This is a genomic window from Halodesulfovibrio sp. (assembly GCF_015482765.1).
Lineage (GTDB): Bacteria > Desulfobacterota > Desulfovibrionia > Desulfovibrionales > Desulfovibrionaceae > Halodesulfovibrio.
The window spans coordinates 1-19,630 of record NZ_JADMLB010000019.1; the positions used below are offsets into that span (position 1 = coordinate 1).

A 19,630-nucleotide genomic window follows, 5' to 3' on the forward strand; every position below is an offset into this window, starting at 1 on the left:
AGTTCGCGAACCGATTATTCAAGAACTAACCAAAGGAACATCAGTTCCGAAGGTCACACTTGCCTGCATTTTAGGGTTAATTTCTGCTACGTGGCCGCAAATTGCTACAAACCCTATTATGGCGATTATCCTTTCATGGATATTCCGGTGTAACAAAGCAATAACAGGAGGAATCAGCATCGTTTTCTCTCCGCTTCAATATGTCTTTATGATTCCCTTTCTTCGCTTTGGAGAAACACTTTTAGGAATACCTCATTTTGAAACAACAGTTCCTAAAATTATTACAATCGTTGTCACTGACCCGATTGGTTCTTTTGCTGTTTTAGGAATTCCGCTTCTTCATGCTATTTTCGGATGGGTTGTCGCGTGGCTCTTTGTTGCCCCGGCAGTGTATCTACCAATAAAATATCTTTTATTAAAAAAGGCTGCGCCCAAAGCTATAACCAAGTAGCAGCCCCAATAAATTTGCCCATCTTAGGTGCAAATTACATCTCATCCTTCCTATAAAAGACTGGTTGTAGTACAAATAGTTCTATGTATCAGAAATCCATAGATTACACTTCCGGTTCTTTACGGGTTGCAGTTGTTGGCGGAGGAATATCCGGCATCGTAGCTGCACATCTTATCTCACGTAAACATAATGTAACACTTATTGAGAAAGAGCCGCGTTTAGGTGGGCATACGTACACTTCGCAAGTCTCTTTTTCACAAGGGGCAAAGACGCTTCAACTGCCAGTTGATATGGGCTTCATTGTTTTCAATAAACAGAACTACCCAACGTTTAACGCCTTTCTTAAGCAGCTTAACATTGAAGCTGCAAAGTCTGACATGTCATTTGCTTTTCATGATCCAGAAACAGGCTTCATGTATGCAGGCACAGGACTCAGGGGGATGCTTGTTCGCAAACGGAATCTTGTTTCACCAGTCTTTTGGCGAATGTTGAACGGTATACGCAAGTTTAATGGCGAAGCGAAAAGAGACTTAGATTCCGGTTCCCTGAGAGGAAAAACAATTGAGGAGTATTTGACCGAGAAGAGATATAATAAGTCTTTTGAAAACAATTACCTGCTCCCAATGGCTGGTGCTATATGGTCAGCACCGGAAAAAGACACCCATAATTTCCCTGCCGAAGCACTTGTACGTTTTTTCGATAACCACATGCTCTTAAATCATTTGAACCTGCCACAATGGTACTTTGTAAAAAATGGCAGTTATTCTTACGTGCAAGCATTTGAACGCCAATTCTCCGGCATCATACGAACAGGGACTGCTGTTTCTTCTGTGATTCGTACCCCCCAAGCTGTTCAGCTTATAATCAATGAGCAACCAGAGCAATTTGATGCCGTAGTTCTTGCGACGCATGCAAACATCTCTTTGCAATTGCTTTCAAGCCCAAGCTCACAGGAAATCGCCCTGCTCTCTCCATGGCACTACACAGACAATCATGTTGTGTTACACACAGACGAAAACTTTCTCCCTCCAAAGGTAGCGGGAAGAGCTTCATGGAACTTCATTCGCGATCCACAGCAAATATCAGGGGATACAGTTGGCGTCAGTTATCACATGAATCGACTGCAGGATATTACAGCAGAGCATGAATATGTGGTAACACTGAACCCTACGCGTGAACCGGCTCCCGACACGCTGATAGAAGACAAGCATTTTGCTCACCCGCAGTACTCGTTGGAAGCAATGCAAACTCAAGAGGGATTACCTTCGCTTAATGGGATAAACAGAACGTTCTTCTGCGGTGCTTATCAGGGGTATGGTTTTCATGAAGATGGAGCAAAGTCAGGTGCCCGTGTGGCAGAGCTTTTTGGAGTATCACTGTGAGCAGCTTTCTAATAACATGCAGAGTACGTCATGAACGCTTTCTTCCAAAGCATCATTCATTTTCATACCCTCTTTACACATTTCTGCTCAATATTGATGAACTTGAGGAGCTAAACCGAAGCCAAAAATTTTTCGGCTATAATACGCTGCGTCTTACATCTTTTTATGACAAGGACTATCTACAAAGTGGATCAGAACCAATAAGAGAAAAGCTTACAACGTTGCTTCACGCCCAACATGTTCGTTTAGAAGAAACTGATACGATATATCTTATTACTTCAGCACGCTTTGTTAACTACTCTTTCAATCCAGTTTCATTCTACTGGATATTTCGCGAAGAATCTTTGCTTGGGTGTGTTGCAGAAGTAAACAATACTTTTGGTGAAAAGCATATCTACCCTCTAACGGATTCCCAAATGGACAACACCTCTCCGTCGTTAAGTCAAAGCGCACCCTCTTTTCCGGCTTATTACCAAATGCCAAAGCAATTTCATGTTTCACCGTTTATGGACTTGAAAGGCGATTACCATTTCTCCATTGAGGATGTACGCAAAAAACTTAATGTAACGGTTGAACTTTTTAAAGAAGAGCAAAAAACATTTGAGGCTAATTTAAAAGAGGAAAGTCGAGTTCCGCTCACAGATGCAGCGTTGCTAAAAACTACATTTACCAAGCCCTTCACCACTCACCTTACTGTCCCAAGAATTCTGTGGGAGGCTGGAAAAATTCATTATGGCAAAGGAATTACCTTCCATTCAAAACCTGAACCGGCAAGTCATATGACCATCCGGCATAATCACCCCAAAAGCCTTCTCAATCGCCTTGAAGAAAAAGTCATCCTAACGGGACTGAACCGGATGCAGCATGGAAAACTTGAAGTTGCAATGCCAGACGGTTCAAAGAAATATTTCGGGAACGGAGAAAACCCATCCGCTACGCTCACGGTAAATAGGCCTTCGCTATTTCGCACTGTTATGCAAAAAGGTGAAATTGGACTTGGTGAAGGATACTCAAACAATCAATGGGATTCACCCGATCCTGTTGAGGTCATACGTTTTTTCCTTGAGAACAGAAAAATACATACACGCACACACAACGCTATTACGAACTTGTTTGCTGCTCTTTCTGGAAATGTTATGCGCTTGCTGCACCTTAAAGCCCCAAAAAATGATCAGGCAGGCTCTAAGGCTAACATCGCAGCTCATTATGACTTATCTAACGAACTGTTTTCACAATTTCTTGATCCCACAATGACCTATTCCAGTGGCGTTTTTATTGATCCTACAGACATGACAGAGAATTTAGAGAAAGCTCAACTGCGTAAAAACAGACAGCTGGCAGATAGAGCACAAATAACCGCGGATGACCATGTGCTGGAAATCGGCTGCGGTTGGGGAGGATTTGCTGAGCAAATCGCTAAAGAACGCGGCTGCAAAATCACAGGCGTGACACTTTCCAAAGAGCAGTACGCATATGCCATAGAGCGTATTAAAAAAGCTGGATTAACACATCTTGTAGACATCCAATTACGAGACTACAGAACACTTACAAATGAATTTGATAAAATTGTGTCTATTGAGATGCTTGAAGCTGTAGGACATCGATTCCATCAAGAGTACTTCAAAAAACTTGAACGGCTTCTTGCTCCATCAGGGCTTATTGCTCTGCAAACAATTACAATCCAAGACGCACACTACAATCACTACAGATGGGGAGTTGACTGGATACGGAAATATATCTTCCCCGGTGGAGAACTTCCCTCTTTAGCAAGGATCTGTGAGGTAACATCGGACAACACCACACTGTGTGTTCAACAGGTAGAGGCGCTTGGCCTGCATTATGCGAACACGCTTCACCAATGGCGTAAACGCTTTGAAAAAAATTGGTCGGAAATAGCCAAACACGGTTTTGATGACTATTTCCGACGCACGTGGATTTATTATTTAGCAAGCTGTGAAGCCGCATTTCTTGAGGGTTACATCAATGATCTGCATATCGTGTTATCTCGCCCGCCTTCCTGTCTATAGATCGCTAACAAGCTATTAAGACGGGATAAACACTTCGTCCAAGTGTTCAGTGAAGCGTTTGAAATCTCCTTCAACATCGGGATTTTTCAAAACATCATAACACGCAAAAGATGGCAGTGCTTCCATACCGAAAAAGCGGAAATTCAGATGCATCGGCCAGAATAAATCATCAATGGATTTTCCCTCAAAAAAGGTCTGTTCAGGATCATTAAAAGCTTTTGCCGGAGCATTGAATGTAAGGGACAACATATACTTCTTCCCTTCCAATGAGCCACCGGAGCCGTATTGCTTTCGAGGGTCTGACCGTGTTCGACCGTCACCGCTGCACAGGCGTCCATCCATCCCATATGTATACACAGTATCCATGTATTTTTTGCATGGCCATGTAACTCCCATCCAATTCACAGGAGTTTGGAGAATAATGACATCTGCCCAGACATGTTTGTCTATTTCTTCTTCAATATCCCAATCATGCTGCATGGACGTCGTTTTGACATTACAGCCTTTTGCCTCGAAGTAGTTTTTAGCCATTTCAAAGAGAGTTGCATTAAGCCGCCCTTCTGAAAAAGAATAGGGTTCGTGTCCGTTAATAATAAAAACATTCTTCATCAGTTCATCCTTATTCCGGTAAAAAGCCCACATCTTCTGTCTGGTAATAGCGGATAACAGACAGTGCATTTTCTGCGCGAATCCTTCCCACTACTCCCGTTGAGTACGCACCAAGGTATACCTTTTTATCAGGTTGAAGCATAAAGCCTGTTGCCTCAATGTACATATCCTTGGCATCGTAGTAACAGCCAATTTTGCGGGACATTTCTTTTGCGTCCAGACCATAGGCAAAAGGAATATCCACACTGTTACGATCCAATAGCTTTCTACTGGTGGCCTTGTCCTCAACAGAAGCTATGATTACGCCTATATTATTCTTTGTAAATTCTGCATACAAACGCTGATAGTCAGCAACCTGCTGGCGGCAATAGGGTCACCAGTGCCCTCGAAGAATAATTAAAACTGTCCAACGATTTTCAAGCTCTTCAGGGATTGTAAGAGTTGTGCCGCCTAGCATATTCCAAGTCATGTCGGGAAATGTTGCTCCCTGATCTAATTGTGTTCCTAAAATTGCCATCATAGCCTCCAACAATTCTTAACTATGCAGAAGAGGTTAATTTCGGGCATTCCAACCCGCCCTCTACGTTTTGCTTGCTTAGAAGACATACAGTTGACTCATTACACGTAAGCTTCACTAGTTTACGTCCCTGAACTTTTCGAATGAATTATATTGGGACCAGCTTGGCGCTCTGGCTAAAAAACAAAAAAGCTCCTGCGATTACACACAGGAGCTTTTTGTTTTTCTGAATAATTACGAGCTTGACTAAGAATAGCCCTTTATCATCTGTAAAAAGTTACTTCTAGCCTCATCGTTACCTATAATGGCAACCAAGTCTTCGTGTAAAAGAATATGGTTTGCATCAGGATTACTAAGCAAGCCTTCATCTCTGACAACTCCCACAATGGATGCACCGGTCAGTTTTCTTACGTTGCTTTCACCAATTGAGCGATTCGCCAGCGGACTTTCTTTAGGGAGCTTCACCCATTGCAAATCAAACTGTCGTTCTGCACCGCGTAATTGCGAAAGGACTTTGTAGTCATCCTGCTGAGTTGATAGGTCAGCGTATAGCTCCTGACGAACTTTTTCAGTCTGATGCTGAATTTCTGTCAAAGGCACATCAAGGTAATGTAAAGCTTGTCGGACAATCTCTAAGCTTCCTTCCAAATCTGGTAACACAGCTTCAGTTACGCCTAGCTCTTTCATAACTTTGAAGTCGTCGTCACCCGCTGTACGCACAATAATCTTTACATCACTATTCATGTTTTTAACAACTTTGACGACTTCCTGCCTTGTTACGCAATCTGAAAATGTCACAACAAGAAGAGCAGCCGAACGCAGCCCTGCCGCTTCAAGAACTATCTCTTGTTCAGCATCACCAAATACAACTGGCAAGTCGGCACGTTTTAACTGTTCAAAGCGTCTCTGGTTAAATTCGACGACAACTTGTGACTGATTCAACCGCTGTAAAATACGAGCTGTTTGAAAACCAATTCGCCCTCCACCAAGAATAACAACATGGTTCTCCCATGCCTCTTGCGGCAAATTGTACGTATCCAGCTTTTCATGGCGGAACCATCGTTGGCGGAGACGATAAAGAGGCGCAGTTAATCCTGAAATTATTGGTGTTAAGGCCATAGATACAATGGCTACAGTAAGCACCAGGGAATACAGTTCGCTGGTAATAGAATTTGTTGAAACTCCAAGGCGAGCAAGAACAAATGCAAATTCACCAACTTGGAAAAGTCCTAATCCGACAGCCAGAGGGACAACGTTTCTGTAATTAAAAACTATGGAGATAACGGCAAAAATCAGCCCCTTACCCACACAAATGATGAGCAGAAGCTTAATGACATCCGAAAAGTGTTCAACCAAAAAAGATGGATCAAGCAACATCCCAACGGATGAAAAGAACAGCAATCCAAAAATATCTCGTAGCGGAATGATAACGCTTAATGCCTGATGACCATGATCTGATTCGCTTAAGACCATACCTGCGATAAATGCTCCAAAAGCGAAGGAGAGCCCTACTAAGTATGTAAGATACCCAACACCAAGACCAATCGCTGTAATTGCCAGCAAAAAGAGTTCCTTTGAGCCTATTCTGGCAATATGTCGCAACAGCCACGGCAACAACCGTGTGCCAAGCATAATCATAACGGTTAGAAAACCGATTGCTTTCAAGGCAGCAAAACCAAGTTTCGGCAGGCCAAGCACTGGGTCATTCAGTTCAGGTAAGGCAATCATAAGAGGGACAACAGCTAAATCCTGAACAATAAGCATCCCTATCATTACACGACTTGAAAGTGTGCCGACCCATCCTTGATTCATCAGCGTTTTTAAAATGACCATTGTACTGGAAAACGAAACTAAAGCACCAAGCCAGATAGAAGACTTCCAGTCTAAGCCCATAAGCTGACCAACGCCGTATCCCAGAACAATTGTTAATAGCATTTGAATCGGAGTACCGATTAACGCGATCTTTTTTACCGGTTTCAAGTCCTTAAAAGAAAACTCCAACCCCAGCGCAAAAAGCAACAATGCAATCCCAATTTCAGCAAGAAGCTCAATTTCATGAACTTCTGAAATGGTATAGCCACTTGTATACGGCCCGAGAAATACTCCAGCCAGAATATATCCAAGAATCAAAGGTTGCTTTAATCTCTGAGCGATCAACCCGAAAAAGAACGCGAAAACCACGGTAATAATGATATCAGTGGCGAGCCCCATTACATTACCCCTCTACTCATATTCTAAATAGCCCGATGCAGCGGCACTCGGACTGTCAGATAATAGTTATTTACTTAGGTCATTCAAATTACCACAGTGTGAATTTTTCTCAAAGAAGCCAGCTCCTCAACATAACTTATGAAAATCCATATAGAAAGATGGAAGACCAAAATTTGGCTCTAAGGCCAATTCAGTATATGTTTCTAAAAACAGGAGCTAATAATGAACGAATCGTTGTTTGAATTAATACGACCTCAACATGAAGATATTTTCCAAGAATTCACGGACTCCCTCGAAGATGTTGTGCTGTTTTGTGACGACCATGGTGTTGTTACAAAAAGTAGCGTGGGTGCCCGTAATTTTTGGGAGAGAGAAGTCGTTAACGAACCCTTATGGGAACTGTTGGATGTCCCCATATCAAATATCAATGCCCTGTTTTCACTCTTCCCTGCCGGCAAAACCTCACGTGTTTCATTACGGGATAAAGGGGAATGCAATTTATGGATGATGCCTATTCCCAAAACTCTTGCTCCAAATGGTGGTGTTGTCGCCACATTAACCCCGCTGACTGAATTATTAGAAAACTTACAAGACAACGTCGTTGCTCATAAAGACTCATTCAAGCTTTTCGGGGCACTGTTTAACGCAACTCCTGATGCAACCATTCTTGTGGACGATCAGCTTAATATTCTTAGCGCAAATCCGGCGGCAGTTAAAAAATTTCAGCTACCGCTGGAAGAAAAACAATCTTATTCCTTCTTGTCCATAATAAAACAATCTCTTCAGCAGATTGTAAAAAACAAAATCTTTGAGATGGAAAAAGGTGAAAAGTGCTGCGGAGAATTTATTGCGATTAACGAAAAGAACGAAGAGCTACCGATCGTACTCACGGCACGCCGTATTCACCTTTCAGATCAAATTCTCTACCAAATTATCATTAAGGATTTGAGCCTGAGGATGCAACTGCAAGAAGACTTAAAAGAACGTGAAGAAGAACTTGAGTCAATGGACAATACGCTCAGAACTGTGATTCGAACTGTTGAAGAAGAAAAACAGGAATTTCGCGAAGAAGTCATGGAACAAGTAAAGGAATATCTCCTGCCGACAATTGACCGCATCGCAGAAGCTCCTTCACAAAATTTACGTAAAAGCTACAGTGGGATCCTAAAATCACATATTGAAGAATTTACTGAAAACACAACAGAATTCAGTGATGAAATGCTTAAATTATCGGGGAGGCAGCTGGAGATATGTAAGCTCATCCATGTTGGGATGAAGGGAAAAGAAATTTCTGAGCTACTCGGTATTTCGTTCGAAACGCTTCAAAGCCATAGAAAGAACATTCGTCGCAAACTTAACTTACGTGGAACAAACATTTCATTGGCAGCCTACTTAGCGAACAAAGCAGATTTCGACTAATCGGGTATACTTTCCACGCTAACCATACCCGAAGCATACCTGCTCCCCCCCCTTGTAACCATACCCGATGGTCTCTACCCTCTTCCAAACCACAAAAATGAGGGTATGATGGTTCTACAGAAAGAAAAAGTTGTCGTAAAAAATCTTTATAAAATTTTTGGTCAAAAAAGCGATCGAGCATTTAAATTACTTGAACAAAATTTTTCGAAAGATGAGATTTTCCAAAAAACCGGGTTAACAGTTGGAGTCAAAGACGCCTCATTTACAGTGTATGAAGGTGAGATTTTTGTCATCATGGGGCTTTCCGGATCGGGTAAGTCCACACTTGTCCGCCTTTTGAATCGGTTAATCGAACCAAGCGCTGGCAGCGTTATAGTTGACGGTAAAGACGTCTCAGCAATGCCGCACAACGAATTGGTAAAATTCAGATTAAAAAATATGAGCATGGTCTTTCAGTCCTTTGCTCTCATGCCGCACTTATCAGTTCTTGAAAATACAGCCTTCGGGTTAAAGCTTGCCGGAATACCTGAAGACCAACGCAACCAACGCGCTCAAGAAGCCCTAGAACAAGTCGGGCTTAACGGCTGGGAACATGCCTCACCTGAACAGTTAAGTGGCGGTATGCAACAGCGTGTAGGCTTAGCAAGAGCGCTCGCTGTCGATCCTGACATCATGCTTATGGATGAAGCCTTTTCAGCTTTAGACCCTCTTATCAGAGCTGAAATGCAAGATGAGCTTCTGACTCTTCAAGAACAACACAAGCGAACAATCATATTCATTTCTCATGACCTTGATGAAGCCATACGCATTGGCGACCGAATCGCTATCATGCAGCATGGAGAAGTAGTTCAGGTTGGTACGTCTGATGAAATCTTACGTTCACCGGCAAATGACTACGTAAAATCTTTCTTTAAGGGCGTAGATCCAACAAACATATTGTTGGCCAGCGATATCGTACGCAACAACCATCCTACGCTTATTATCACAAAAGGCGGCAATATCCGTACCGCTCAGGAATACCTCAGTAACAGCGATAGAGATTACTGCTATTTGCTGAATGCTGAAAAAAGGCTTCTTGGTGTCGTCTCTACAGAAAGCCTGAGAGATGCAGCAGAAGAACATTCACCGTCTGCAGCTCTGGCACATGCGTATCTTCAGGATGTTGCTACCGTTAATCTGGATGACGCATTAACAGAAATCCAACCCATTGTAGCCAGTTCTCCCTGTCCAGTTCCTGTTTTCAACGAAAAACAGCAATTCAAAGGTGTTATTTCTAAAAGCCGTTTCTTACGCATTCTGCATAAACCTGAGCAGATCATAAACCAAGTTCATGAGGCCTAGCATGTTTAGCTTAGATATAATCCCTTTAGATGAGAGCATTATTCCACTTTCTGAATGGATATCAGATGGAATTGACTGGTTGGTTCTGAACTTCCGAGATTTTTTTCAACTGATCAAGCTGCCAGTTGAATTGACACTTCATGGAATTACGCAAGGTCTTACTGCTTTGCCATTTTATATTCCTATTTTGCTGATCACTCTTATTGCGTGGAAAGCTTCCGGGAAGAGACTGGCATTGTTCACGCTGTTGTCCTTTATTGCGATTGCCTGTCTCGGACTTTGGGAAGCAACTATGACCACACTGGCTATGGTGATCGCATCGGTAGTCTTTTGTGGTGTCATCGGTATCCCATTAGGAGTACTTGCGGGGAGAAGTCCACTGTTTGAAGCTGTAATGAGACCTTGTCTTGATGCAATGCAAACAACACCTGCATTTGTTTATCTAGTGCCCATTGTCATGCTCTTTTCCATTGGCAATACGGCAGGTGTTCTCGCAACAATCATCTTTGCTCTTCCACCGATTATCAGGCTTACCTGCTTAGGAATCCGGCAAGTACACCCTGAACTAATCGAAGCTGCTCAAGCATTCGGGGCAAGCGAACTTCAGGTTCTATTCCAAGTACAACTGCCACTCGCCTTGCCTACGATTCTCGCCGGATTGAACCAGACCATTATGATGGCACTGTCTATGGTCGTTATTGCAGCACTTATTGGAGCCGGAGGATTAGGTTCCCCTGTTGTTCTGGGGCTAAACACCCTTGATACAGGGCAAGCTGCTGTAGGTGGGTTAGCTATTGTCTTACTTGCAGTAATTTTGGATAGAATAACACAATCAATAGCTAAAAAGTAATTTTTAAAGGAGGATACAAATGCTTAGACGTCTAATAATATGTTTATCAATTTGCCTGCTCAGCACAACAGCAGCCCTTGCTTCTGCCGATCTCCCGGGGAAAGGAATCACCATTACTCCTGCTCGTGCTACATGGAACACAAGTTTTTTCCATGCAGAGCTGTTAAAGCGTGGCCTTGAAGCCTTAGGGTACACCGTTAAGAAGCCCAAAGACCTTCCAAATGCTCTCGCTTACAAGTCGTTAGCCATGGGAGATATCGACTATTGGCCTAGTGGCTGGTTCCCGAACCATAATAGTTACATGGGAGGAGACTTTTTTGATCATGCAAAGCCATATGGTTTTGTAGTGCAAGCAGGTGGTCTTCAGGGATATCTTGTCAGCAAAAAAGAAGCTGATAAATTAAACATTACCAGCCTTGATGACTTCAAACGCCCTGAAGTAATTGAACTGTTCGATAAAAACAATGACGGAAAAGCAGATCTTACTGCGTGCCCTCCAGGATGGAGCTGTGAACGTGATATCGACCGCCATTTAAAAGTTTATGATCTCAAAAAATACATCAAGCCTAGTAAGGCTGCATACGAAGCGGGAATGGCATCTGTTCTTGGTTCCTATCAGGCCGGCGAACCTGTATTCTTTTACACTTGGACTCCAAACTGGACAGTATTTAAGCTCAAACCGGGTAAAGATGTAGTCTGGATCAACGTACCTAAAATCATCCCTTCTAAGGATGAAAAAGGTCTTGAGGAAACTATGGTTATCCCATACCTGCAAGGTGCAGCTACAAATCCTTTAAAAATGGGCTTTGCTCCTTCAGATATCCGTATTGTTGCTAACATTAAATTTGCTGAGGCAAATCCGGCAGCAAAACGATTCTTTGAAATATTCAGTCTTCCTCTTGAAGATATCAACGCCCAGAACAACCTGCTTTATCAGGGTGAAAAAACAGATAAGGATATTCAGCGTCACGCAGAAGAATGGATTAAAACTAATCAAGAAACTTGGAATAAATGGCTTTCTGAAGCTAGAAAAGCTGCGCAATAGTATTGGCTTAATTACTCCAAACATAAAAAAGCTCTCCTGCCTATGCAGGGGAGCTTTTTTATTAGAACTGAAGAATACGTTCAACACCGCAACCGATTAGCACAACCCAATCTCCGTGCAGGCTGTCAGTGCTGCAAGAAAATTTGAAGGTGACTCCACAAGTTAAACCTGTCCTGGATACGGAGCTACACCGCATTAGTAGTATGAAGCAGCTAAAAATTGCATACTACATAGAAAGGAGTAGTTAAAATTCGTTATAAAGCAATTCATCCAAAGAAGTATTATCCGAAGTACTCCAAGTACCGGCCAGCTTTCCCTCTCGAATAAGTAGCGCTCGATCTGCAAGAGTTTTGGTCTGTTTTAAACTATGGGAAACAACCAACACCGGAAGCTTTTTCGCCAATTGTAAAAGCAGTTGTTCAATAAGTTCTGACGATTTGTAATCAACTGAAGCTGTAGGCTCATCCAACAACAGTATTTCCGGCTCCAATGCCAATGTTCGCGCTAGGCAAAGCCGTTGCTGTTGTCCACCGGAAAGATTTTTTGCCGGCTGGTTGAGTCTATCCTTAACTTCATTAAAAAGACCAACATCTTCGAGCACCATCTCCATTTTCTCACGTGCCCGACGTTCACTGGCACCACATACTAACGTTTGGGGAAGCAACAAGTTTCGTTCAATCGAAATAGGCAAAACATTAGGCGTCTGAAACACCATTCCAACGCGACTACGCAAATGTTCTGGCGACATTCGGGAAGAATTTACCTCTACCATGGCATCATGCAACTGAACCATTATGCTTCCTGTGGTCGTACAGCCTTCAAAGCATTCATTTAATCTATTGATTGCTCGTAACAACGTAGATTTTCCAGAACCGGAACGTCCCACAAGGACAGTCAACTCATCTGCCTTCACATCAAAGCTGACACCGGAAACAACCGTGTTGCCACCGAAAGTAATGGTTACATCATTAAAGGAAATTGCTGTATTCATCCACGTCTCCACCGCTGTTTCATCGCATTATGCAATCCATGTGCAAGCAAAAACAAACTCACACTCAACGCCAGCAACACAAGTGCTGCACCAAACCCGCGCTGTAGCTCGGCTTGACTCTGATATTCCGCAGCAGTTGTATAAATATAGAAAGGCAAGGCTTCGTACTTGTCAAAAAGGCTTCTTGGCAAACCCGCATTTGCAACAGCCCCTGTAAGCATAATTACGGCTGTATCCTCAGCAGCACGTCCGATAGACAAAACCACACCACCCATTATTCCCTCACTTGCAGAGGGGAGCAAAACATGCCGGATAGTTTGTCCTTTAGAAAAGCCTAAACTTGCCCCCATTAATCGAAGCTCTTCCGGTAAACCTGAAAGCGATGACTGTGTGGACTGAACCATGTACGGCAGCGTAAGCACGCCCATACACATACCGGATAGTAAAAGACTGGTTCCCGCATCAGGAAAGAAGGTGTGTTTAAGAAAAAGAATAAGTGCAAATCCAAAAAGTCCAATAACAATCGACGGAATTCCAGCGAGTAAATCTATACAAAATTCAAAAAGAACTTTAAATCGTCCCTGCGTAAATTCATTCAAATAAATCCCGCAACCAATGCCCATTGGGATTGCAATAATACAAGCCAACAGAATAACCGCTAAGGTTCCAAAACAAGCAGCCCAAATGCCGTCCCATACAGGTGCAAAGGAAAAAATAGCATCAAGCGGTGGTGTATCTTCGAAAAAAAGTGAAACAGTAACAGCGCTACCACCTTCATGCACAAGAAACGCCAAGAAACCGCCAACACCTAGCATTGTTAGCAAGACACTAAACCAACAAAACACCCCAAAAGCTTTTTCCCCTACTTTCATACGCCCTGCTCCGAACCTTTCATGAGTATCCTCAGCCCTACGTTAACGAATATCGTGTTAAGGAACAAAAAAAGTCCACATGCAAAAAGAGAAAGGTAGGCGAGGCTCTGTGTATCCGCTGCTACCACTAAGGCAATATGTGCAGACATAGTCCTTAACGAGTCAAAAAAAGATTCCGGAAGTTGCGGGGCATTCCCAGCCAACATAAGTGGGATCATAGTATCCCCTACAGCACGTCCGTACCCCAGCACCGCCGCTGCAATAAAGCCCTTTCGGGAAGCCGGGATTACTAGATACAAAAGTCGTTGAGCAGTGGTCATCCCTAATGCACTGGCAGTCAGGCTAACCTGAGACTCTATGAGCGAAAACTGGGTATGAAGCATTAAAACAATTGTCGGAAGAATAAGAACAGCAAGCCCGATAGTCGCGGCAATCCATGAAAAACCGCTTCCATGCTGGAACACATCACGAATAAGTGGAATAAGTACAAAAACTCCAACAAAACCGTAAACAACTGTCGGGATACTTGTCATGAGCTTTATCAATCGTAGTGCATAACTCCCCAAGCGGGGTGCTCCCATCCCATGCACAAAACAACATATTCCTAATGAAACTGGGAATGCTAAAATTAACGCGGAAATTGAAAGAAAAAACGAACCTGCAATCATTGGCAGAATCCCGAAATGCCCTTGAAAAGGCCGCCAGTCCCACGTCAAAAGCTTAGACAGCGTATCTCTGTCAAATAACGGTACACAAAAATAGAGCAGAAAAAAAAGAATGGAACCCACCACCGCAACTGAGAATACAGCTGAACAACGGCAAAGTACGGGCCAAAATGAACAAGCGTTAAATAATCTATGTCGAGTCATTGTAAAAAGAGGCAACGCCCCTCTTCGCGTGGGGCGTTGCCTGTCGTAAAAATTTACATTGGGATATAGCCGCTGGATTTGATGATTTCATCACAATCTGGACTCATAATAAACTCAATAAAGCTTTTTACGATTCCTTTTGGCTGGCCTTTCGTATTCATGTAGAGCTTACGGACAATCGGGTACTGACCATCTTTGGCGGTCTCCTGATTTACAACTACACCATCAAGAAGAGGTGCTTTAACGCTGTCATCAAGATGCCCAATAGAAACGTATCCGATGCCGTTAACATCGCGTGAAATAGCAGACTTCATAGCTCCGTTTGAAGCAACAATATTTGCAGCAGTTGCCAGAGGGCCTTTCTTGAGGAGTTTTTTCCAGTAAACTGCCCGTGTACCGCTGGATTCATCACGGCTGTAAATATTAATTTGAGCATCGTTGCCACCAACCTCTTTCCAGTTAGTGATTGTACCTGCAAAAATAGCACGTACCTGTTCGCTGCTCAGACTAGTAATCGGGTTGTTTGCATGCAGAACAGTTGCAACACCATCCACTGCAAACGGAAAGAGAACAAGCCCGTATTTGGCCTGTTCTGCATCACTGGCTTTACGACCGGAGTTACCAATGTTCACCAGCCCTTCACCAACTTTTTGAATACCGACACCAGAACCACCGCCAGCAATAGTAATTCGAATATCAGAATTACCTTTCATTATCTTTTTCGCAGCTTTTTTCATAACCGGAATATGTGCTGTGCCTCCGGCAATAGAAATTGTTCCCTTCTGTCCCTCAAAGCCTGCAACATTACCAGCAAATGCAGCTTGAAAACAAAGCGCAGTACTTAATAAGGCAAAAAACAAAATTGTAGACAACCGTTTCATATGCAACTCCCTAACATGGTCATTAACAGTAACTTACCATGATTTATAAAATTAGATTGGGGAGTTTATCTCACCAGAAGTTTCGATGACCAATAAAAAATACAAATAGTACGCGATCATTCTGATTAAAATATTAAATACTTACTAACGTAAAGAAACAGCGTACAGTAGCGCCTTCCGTTCATTCAGGCAACGTTTCAACATTAATAAAAACACTTACAGCAAATGAGCCGCCTCTAATAGCCTTCAATAAACGTAAAAAGGAAATGTCATCACTTGCACATTGAATACTTATTAATTTATTCAAGTTACCCGCAAGTACAATGTCCTTTTACCTCCTCAACTGCTTTCTATTATTTATACACGATTAACCATTCAAATTTATTGAGGTAGCAATGGAAAAAATAAAACACTGGTCAAAAATGGAAATGCTTCATGAGACCGTAAAAAACAAAAATATTACAATTAAAGGCACTCATAGTTACTACAGTGATGCCTATGATGATGGTTTTGAAAAATCTGTTGTCCGCATGCTTCATGGAGATGAAATCAGCAGTCAATGGGAACCACGTTGGGAAATAGATAAGCTCATTATAGGAGATTATGTCTGCATTGGGGCAGAGGCAGTAATCCTTATGGGAGGAAACCATACACATCGTTATGACTGGTTTTCGCTGTATCCATTTATGGACAGAATTGAAGAAAGTTACCAATCAAAAGGGGACACTGTGCTTCAAGATGGATGCTGGATAGGCATGCGCGCAATGCTTATGCCCGGTGTCACCATAGGAGAAGGCGCGATTGTGGCGGCGAACAGCGTTGTGGCGAAAGACGTACCTCCTTATACGATTGTCGGAGGAGTACCTGCAAAGCAAATCCGTTTGCGTTTTCCGCAAAAGACAATTGATCGTCTACTCGCTCTACATATTTATGATTGGTCTGAAGCGAAATTTGAAGCACTAAAAGATCTCATTTGTAGTGCAGATATTGATAAACTTGAAGACGCGCATTGCAAATACGATAAAAACGTTCACTAAAAAAACTATAGGGACATGTAGTTTTTTTAGTGAACGAAAAGCGCTAACCTTTTGTCACCTCTAGTCAGGACAATTTTATTTCTGCAAGTCTAACCATAAAGGTGATACAAAGATCCCGTCTACGGCTTCTTCCTCTAATTGCAAAAAGAGATTCCATGGCATTGCAAACGTTAAATACTCTTCTGGTATAGTTGTTCGAACATGCTTACGGGCTGCCAAATCTGTCATTCCAAGAACGGGCTTTGGCCTGTCTCTTTCTGCTTGTTGAAATACGTACGCTCCAATCATCTGACATGCTGCCCCTTGTGGAGCCATTATGTCCATAAGTCCTTCTCGAACTGATCCAGCTAATGTTATAAGTGCTGACAATTGAAGAGGGTTTACGACAAATGCAACTGAATCCGGCAACTCACATTCTTCAACTTCAGATAATGGTTTCATTATTCTATATTCATTGGAAAAATCATACACAGGCAAATCTTCACTGAACCATTTCCGAGCTTTTTCCGGTGTACAGTGAAAACGTTCACCAATTGTAAGTTTTGAGCGCATATGTGCCGGAGCGTTATCAATAATATTCTGATATGCAACAGGATCTTTTGCAGCCTCTTTACCTTTTGAAAAGAATGCCTCAAACATATCGGCTCCGCCCATGGCTGTAGGATACGCGGTTCCCATTCCCAAACCTGCAACTGCCCCCGGGCATCCGTAGGTTTTTCGATCAAAAACTGCTGTTTTTCCATGCGCTGTAACTTGAGCAAACATCGACATAACACAACAATATTTGCCTTCCTTAAGTTGAATCGCCTCATGAGGACGCTCGTCACTTCGCAATAACACAACGGGGTTAAATTGAAGATTCAAATGTGATGCAATTTTACTTTTCATGATTTTTCTCTCTATCGTAACAGTACGTTTCTATAGTTTTATGAAACAGTAACTAAGAAAACTTACTTATAAATTACACTAAAATTACAGACTATCACTTTACTAAAAGATATTATATAAAATAAATTGCGTTACTTGGGCATTCTACAACGCAAGCACCACACTGCCTACATTTTCCGCTATCTATTCTGACAACTTTTTCCAATACAATAGCATTATTCGGGCATATCTTTTGACATATTTTACATTGAATACAGCGGGTATGATCGACTGCTAAGGTCTTATGAGATGACGTATCTGCAGTGAATATGTTTTGGCTACTGGCGAATACATGATTTATAGTATTCTCATGTCGCTTTTTGCATCTTTTTAAATAGTACTTTTTTCTTCCTTGTTTATTTCTACAGGTTCTCGACATAGCTTTATGCTCGTTGTTTAATCAAAAGCGCAAAAGAAATAGTCGCTGCAAATGCACAAAGTCCCCACGCGACAAAAAAGGGTTGTCTAAGTGAAGGTGACACACACATACTTCCAAGTGTATCCACGACAATAGGAGATAAAAATTGTCCTAAATAAAGCATACTACTCATTATCCCTAGTGCCCGAACACTGTTACGAGGAGTAACCGTTGAGCGAATGGCATCCATCAAATGAGGAAACAAATACCCTTCTCCTACTCCAACCAAAAAAGTACCTAGGAATAGTATGAGCAGGTTGCTCGTTTCTCCTACAATCAACATTCCCAGCCCCATGACACAAATTGCTAAAAAAACTGCATAGCGCCCTGTAATATCTTGTATTGCTTGATAATATAGACCCACAATAAAAGGCGCCCCTGTTGCAACTGCACATGCTACTCCAGAAGCAGTTGAGCTTCCCAACCCCGTCCCTTCTACAAATAAAGAGATATTCAAAGGAACTGTGTAGAAAACAAGCATCAAAAGCAGCATGTAAAAACCATACAAATATGTCTTGAGTGGTAATGCTTCCTTTTTCTGACCTCGTGTCCCTTGAGTTGAAGGTTCAGGCAGCCAGAATAAAACAAGCATGAATGCAATCAAGGCAATTCCATAAACACCGAATGAATACCGCCATGAAAACAACGCAAGAGCCCCTGATATAAATTGCGCGCTCATCCCTCCAAAGTGATTTGCAGCACTAATTCGCCCCATCATTTGTTGAGCTTTGATTCCATGAAAAAAATTGGAAACAAGGCCGGTTGAAATTGGCATGACAATACCAACGGCAACTCCTAATATCCCTCTAAAGAATAATAGAGTATAAAAGCTATTCGAAAATGCACCACCAACGCCACCCAAAAAATATAGCGCTAACCCAACAAGAAGTAGAAAACGGCGCCCTAATCTATCGGCGATTTTCCCTATCAACAATGCGGTAGGTATAACGAGTAACGGTGGTAAAGTTACTATCAATTTAACCAGATCGGTTGAATATCCTGAAAATGTTTTTGCAAGGCTGGAGAGTGCTGGAGCTACAACAGCCCCTGCCATTACCGTCAACAATGACACTGACAAAATAGCTGCTACAACTTTATTTTCTTCATTTTTCATCATGATTTTCTTCCATGTTACAGATAACTTGCTTTAAGACTTTTTTAAAAACCTCAAGCTCTCCCTCCGAAATCCCCTTTTCTGCCTGAACCAGGTTTTGCTTTGCCAGTACCATCAGACTTTCTAATTCGGTCATACCTTTTACAGATAAGTAAATCCTTTTACTCCTCCGGTCTGTTGGGTCAGACTTCCGTAACACCAATTCTCGTTGTTCCAATCCATCAATAAGCTTCGTCATTGACGCTTTACTTTTGAACACACGTTCAGTCAGTTCCTGTTGGGTAAGCCCATCCGCCTGCCATAATGCAATCAGCACTTTCCACTGTTCAGCTGTAGCCAAACAGCCAGCACTTGAGAACTTTCTGTTCAATCCCAACCGCATAAGCTGTGAAGCCCTTGCCAGTAATACACCGGTAGAATTTGCCACATCGTATTTCATCTTTTCTGTCACCAATCCTTTTTAGTTAATTAGCATATAGTCAACTAGTAAACTATATACCAGCTACAGGCAACAACTATTCCATATCATTGAATTGAACTCTCTCTCATTACGTCAAAATCCCAAGCATTCTTTTAAAACCGTAGAGAATAATGACAACTCAAAACTTGATTTCACCCCCTTAGTTCATGTTACACTCTTGTTCATTCCAACGTTAACCGCATGGTATC

The 19,630-nt window shown here is 42.3% G+C and carries 19 protein-coding genes and 1 pseudogene; 8 read left to right on the forward strand and 12 right to left on the reverse strand.

The features are described 5' to 3' along the window. The 3 genes from QZY95_RS03150 to QZY95_RS03160 form a co-directional block, all read left to right on the forward strand. Positions 1-451 (forward strand): DUF2062 domain-containing protein (locus QZY95_RS03150; protein WP_290919250.1); only part of this gene is annotated, 451 nt, incomplete at its 5' end. Between the two features lie 83 nt (positions 452-534). After that, a complete protein-coding gene (locus QZY95_RS03155; RefSeq protein ID WP_290919252.1) occupies positions 535-1,833 on the forward strand; it encodes an FAD-dependent oxidoreductase in 1,299 nt (432 codons plus the stop codon). Next, entirely contained in the window at positions 1,830-3,860 is a 2,031-nt protein-coding gene (locus QZY95_RS03160; protein WP_290919254.1) for a DUF1365 family protein, read from the forward strand. Before QZY95_RS03155 ends, QZY95_RS03160 begins: the two co-directional genes overlap by 4 nt. A 15-nt stretch (positions 3,861-3,875) precedes the next feature. On the opposite strand, the gene QZY95_RS03165 is transcribed toward QZY95_RS03160, so the two are convergent. The 4 genes and pseudogenes from QZY95_RS03165 to QZY95_RS03180 form a co-directional block, all read right to left on the reverse strand. Further along, positions 3,876-4,469, reverse strand: a complete 594-nt coding sequence (locus QZY95_RS03165) for an NAD(P)H-dependent oxidoreductase (RefSeq protein WP_290919256.1) — start codon at positions 4,467-4,469, stop codon at positions 3,876-3,878. A gap of 10 nt (positions 4,470-4,479) precedes the next feature. Next, positions 4,480-4,830 (reverse strand): annotated as a pseudogene (locus QZY95_RS03170) (redoxin domain-containing protein); the annotation flags it as partial. A gap of 12 nt (positions 4,831-4,842) precedes the next feature. Further along, on the reverse strand, positions 4,843-4,989 hold the full coding sequence (locus QZY95_RS03175) for a hypothetical protein (protein WP_290919258.1): 147 nt from the start codon (positions 4,987-4,989) through the stop codon (positions 4,843-4,845). 243 nt (positions 4,990-5,232) lie between these two features. Next, entirely contained in the window at positions 5,233-7,197 is a 1,965-nt protein-coding gene (locus QZY95_RS03180) for a cation:proton antiporter (RefSeq protein ID WP_290919260.1), read from the reverse strand. 234 nt (positions 7,198-7,431) lie between these two features. Between QZY95_RS03180 and QZY95_RS03185 the strand changes: the two genes are divergently transcribed. The 4 genes from QZY95_RS03185 to proX all read left to right on the forward strand — a co-directional run bounded on the left by QZY95_RS03185 (position 7,432) and on the right by proX (position 11,852). Further along, a complete protein-coding gene (locus QZY95_RS03185; RefSeq protein ID WP_290919262.1) occupies positions 7,432-8,616 on the forward strand; it encodes a LuxR C-terminal-related transcriptional regulator in 1,185 nt (394 codons plus the stop codon). Between the two features lie 105 nt (positions 8,617-8,721). After that, positions 8,722-9,957, forward strand: coding sequence for a glycine betaine/L-proline ABC transporter ATP-binding protein ProV (gene proV / locus QZY95_RS03190; protein WP_365970752.1), 1,236 nt, complete (start codon positions 8,722-8,724; stop codon positions 9,955-9,957). 1 nt (position 9,958) lies between these two features. After that, on the forward strand, positions 9,959-10,807 hold the full coding sequence (locus QZY95_RS03195; RefSeq protein ID WP_290919264.1) for a proline/glycine betaine ABC transporter permease: 849 nt from the start codon (positions 9,959-9,961) through the stop codon (positions 10,805-10,807). A gap of 19 nt (positions 10,808-10,826) precedes the next feature. Continuing rightward, a complete protein-coding gene (gene proX / locus QZY95_RS03200) occupies positions 10,827-11,852 on the forward strand; it encodes a glycine betaine/L-proline ABC transporter substrate-binding protein ProX (protein WP_290919267.1) in 1,026 nt (341 codons plus the stop codon). A gap of 244 nt (positions 11,853-12,096) precedes the next feature. On the opposite strand, the gene QZY95_RS03205 is transcribed toward proX, so the two are convergent. The 4 genes from QZY95_RS03205 to QZY95_RS03220 are packed head-to-tail and all read right to left on the reverse strand — an operon-like array spanning position 12,097 to position 15,465. Beyond that, positions 12,097-12,843, reverse strand: a complete 747-nt coding sequence (locus QZY95_RS03205; RefSeq protein ID WP_290919269.1) for a phosphate ABC transporter ATP-binding protein — start codon at positions 12,841-12,843, stop codon at positions 12,097-12,099. Beyond that, positions 12,840-13,715, reverse strand: coding sequence for an ABC transporter permease subunit (locus QZY95_RS03210; protein ID WP_290919271.1), 876 nt, complete (start codon positions 13,713-13,715; stop codon positions 12,840-12,842). The genes QZY95_RS03205 and QZY95_RS03210 overlap by 4 nt, the downstream gene beginning before the upstream one ends. Further along, positions 13,712-14,584, reverse strand: coding sequence for an ABC transporter permease subunit (locus tag QZY95_RS03215; protein WP_365970766.1), 873 nt, complete (start codon positions 14,582-14,584; stop codon positions 13,712-13,714). The genes QZY95_RS03210 and QZY95_RS03215 overlap by 4 nt, the downstream gene beginning before the upstream one ends. Positions 14,585-14,637: 53 nt before the next feature. Beyond that, positions 14,638-15,465, reverse strand: a complete 828-nt coding sequence (locus QZY95_RS03220) for a phosphate ABC transporter substrate-binding protein (RefSeq protein WP_290919273.1) — start codon at positions 15,463-15,465, stop codon at positions 14,638-14,640. 395 nt (positions 15,466-15,860) lie between these two features. Between QZY95_RS03220 and QZY95_RS03225 the strand changes: the two genes are divergently transcribed. Beyond that, complete coding sequence (locus QZY95_RS03225; protein WP_290919275.1) at positions 15,861-16,502, forward strand: CatB-related O-acetyltransferase; 642 nt, start codon at positions 15,861-15,863, stop codon at positions 16,500-16,502. A gap of 75 nt (positions 16,503-16,577) precedes the next feature. Here the strand turns inward: QZY95_RS03225 and QZY95_RS03230 are convergent, their stop codons facing one another. The 4 genes from QZY95_RS03230 to QZY95_RS03240 all read right to left on the reverse strand — a co-directional run bounded on the left by QZY95_RS03230 (position 16,578) and on the right by QZY95_RS03240 (position 19,400). Then, positions 16,578-17,390, reverse strand: coding sequence for a DUF169 domain-containing protein (locus QZY95_RS03230; protein ID WP_290919277.1), 813 nt, complete (start codon positions 17,388-17,390; stop codon positions 16,578-16,580). 112 nt (positions 17,391-17,502) lie between these two features. Beyond that, positions 17,503-17,808 carry a 4Fe-4S binding protein gene (locus QZY95_RS16615; protein ID WP_365970757.1) on the reverse strand — a complete coding sequence of 102 codons (306 nt, stop codon included), beginning with the start codon at positions 17,806-17,808 and terminating at the stop codon, positions 17,503-17,505. A 4-nt stretch (positions 17,809-17,812) separates the two neighbouring features. Then, positions 17,813-18,964 (reverse strand): MFS transporter, encoded by a 1,152-nt coding sequence (locus tag QZY95_RS03235; RefSeq protein WP_290919279.1) that lies wholly within the window; start codon positions 18,962-18,964, stop codon positions 17,813-17,815. Next, entirely contained in the window at positions 18,951-19,400 is a 450-nt protein-coding gene (locus tag QZY95_RS03240) for a MarR family transcriptional regulator (RefSeq protein ID WP_290919281.1), read from the reverse strand. Before QZY95_RS03240 ends, QZY95_RS03235 begins: the two co-directional genes overlap by 14 nt. Positions 19,401-19,630: the final 230 nt, after the last annotated feature.

What these genes read in the sequence shown, in the direction of transcription:
- QZY95_RS03220 (WP_290919273.1), bottom strand. Translation starts at nt 15,465, where the DNA reads ATGAAACGGTTGTCTACAATTTTGTTTTTTGCCTTATTAAGTACTGCG.
- QZY95_RS03180 (WP_290919260.1), bottom strand. Translation starts at nt 7,197, where the DNA reads ATGGGGCTCGCCACTGATATCATTATTACCGTGGTTTTCGCGTTCTTT.
- QZY95_RS03195 (WP_290919264.1), top strand. Translation starts at nt 9,959, where the DNA reads ATGTTTAGCTTAGATATAATCCCTTTAGATGAGAGCATTATTCCACTT.
- QZY95_RS03225 (WP_290919275.1), top strand. Translation starts at nt 15,861, where the DNA reads ATGGAAAAAATAAAACACTGGTCAAAAATGGAAATGCTTCATGAGACC.
- proX (WP_290919267.1), top strand. Translation starts at nt 10,827, where the DNA reads ATGCTTAGACGTCTAATAATATGTTTATCAATTTGCCTGCTCAGCACA.
- QZY95_RS16615 (WP_365970757.1), bottom strand. Translation starts at nt 17,808, where the DNA reads ATGTCGAGAACCTGTAGAAATAAACAAGGAAGAAAAAAGTACTATTTA.
- QZY95_RS03210 (WP_290919271.1), bottom strand. Translation starts at nt 13,715, where the DNA reads ATGAAAGTAGGGGAAAAAGCTTTTGGGGTGTTTTGTTGGTTTAGTGTC.
- QZY95_RS03240 (WP_290919281.1), bottom strand. Translation starts at nt 19,400, where the DNA reads ATGAAATACGATGTGGCAAATTCTACCGGTGTATTACTGGCAAGGGCT.
- QZY95_RS03155 (WP_290919252.1), top strand. Translation starts at nt 535, where the DNA reads ATGTATCAGAAATCCATAGATTACACTTCCGGTTCTTTACGGGTTGCA.
- QZY95_RS03230 (WP_290919277.1), bottom strand. Translation starts at nt 17,390, where the DNA reads ATGAAAAGTAAAATTGCATCACATTTGAATCTTCAATTTAACCCCGTT.
- QZY95_RS03165 (WP_290919256.1), bottom strand. Translation starts at nt 4,469, where the DNA reads ATGAAGAATGTTTTTATTATTAACGGACACGAACCCTATTCTTTTTCA.
- QZY95_RS03175 (WP_290919258.1), bottom strand. Translation starts at nt 4,989, where the DNA reads ATGATGGCAATTTTAGGAACACAATTAGATCAGGGAGCAACATTTCCC.
- proV (WP_365970752.1), top strand. Translation starts at nt 8,722, where the DNA reads ATGATGGTTCTACAGAAAGAAAAAGTTGTCGTAAAAAATCTTTATAAA.
- QZY95_RS03235 (WP_290919279.1), bottom strand. Translation starts at nt 18,964, where the DNA reads ATGATGAAAAATGAAGAAAATAAAGTTGTAGCAGCTATTTTGTCAGTG.
- QZY95_RS03215 (WP_365970766.1), bottom strand. Translation starts at nt 14,584, where the DNA reads ATGACTCGACATAGATTATTTAACGCTTGTTCATTTTGGCCCGTACTT.
- QZY95_RS03205 (WP_290919269.1), bottom strand. Translation starts at nt 12,843, where the DNA reads ATGAATACAGCAATTTCCTTTAATGATGTAACCATTACTTTCGGTGGC.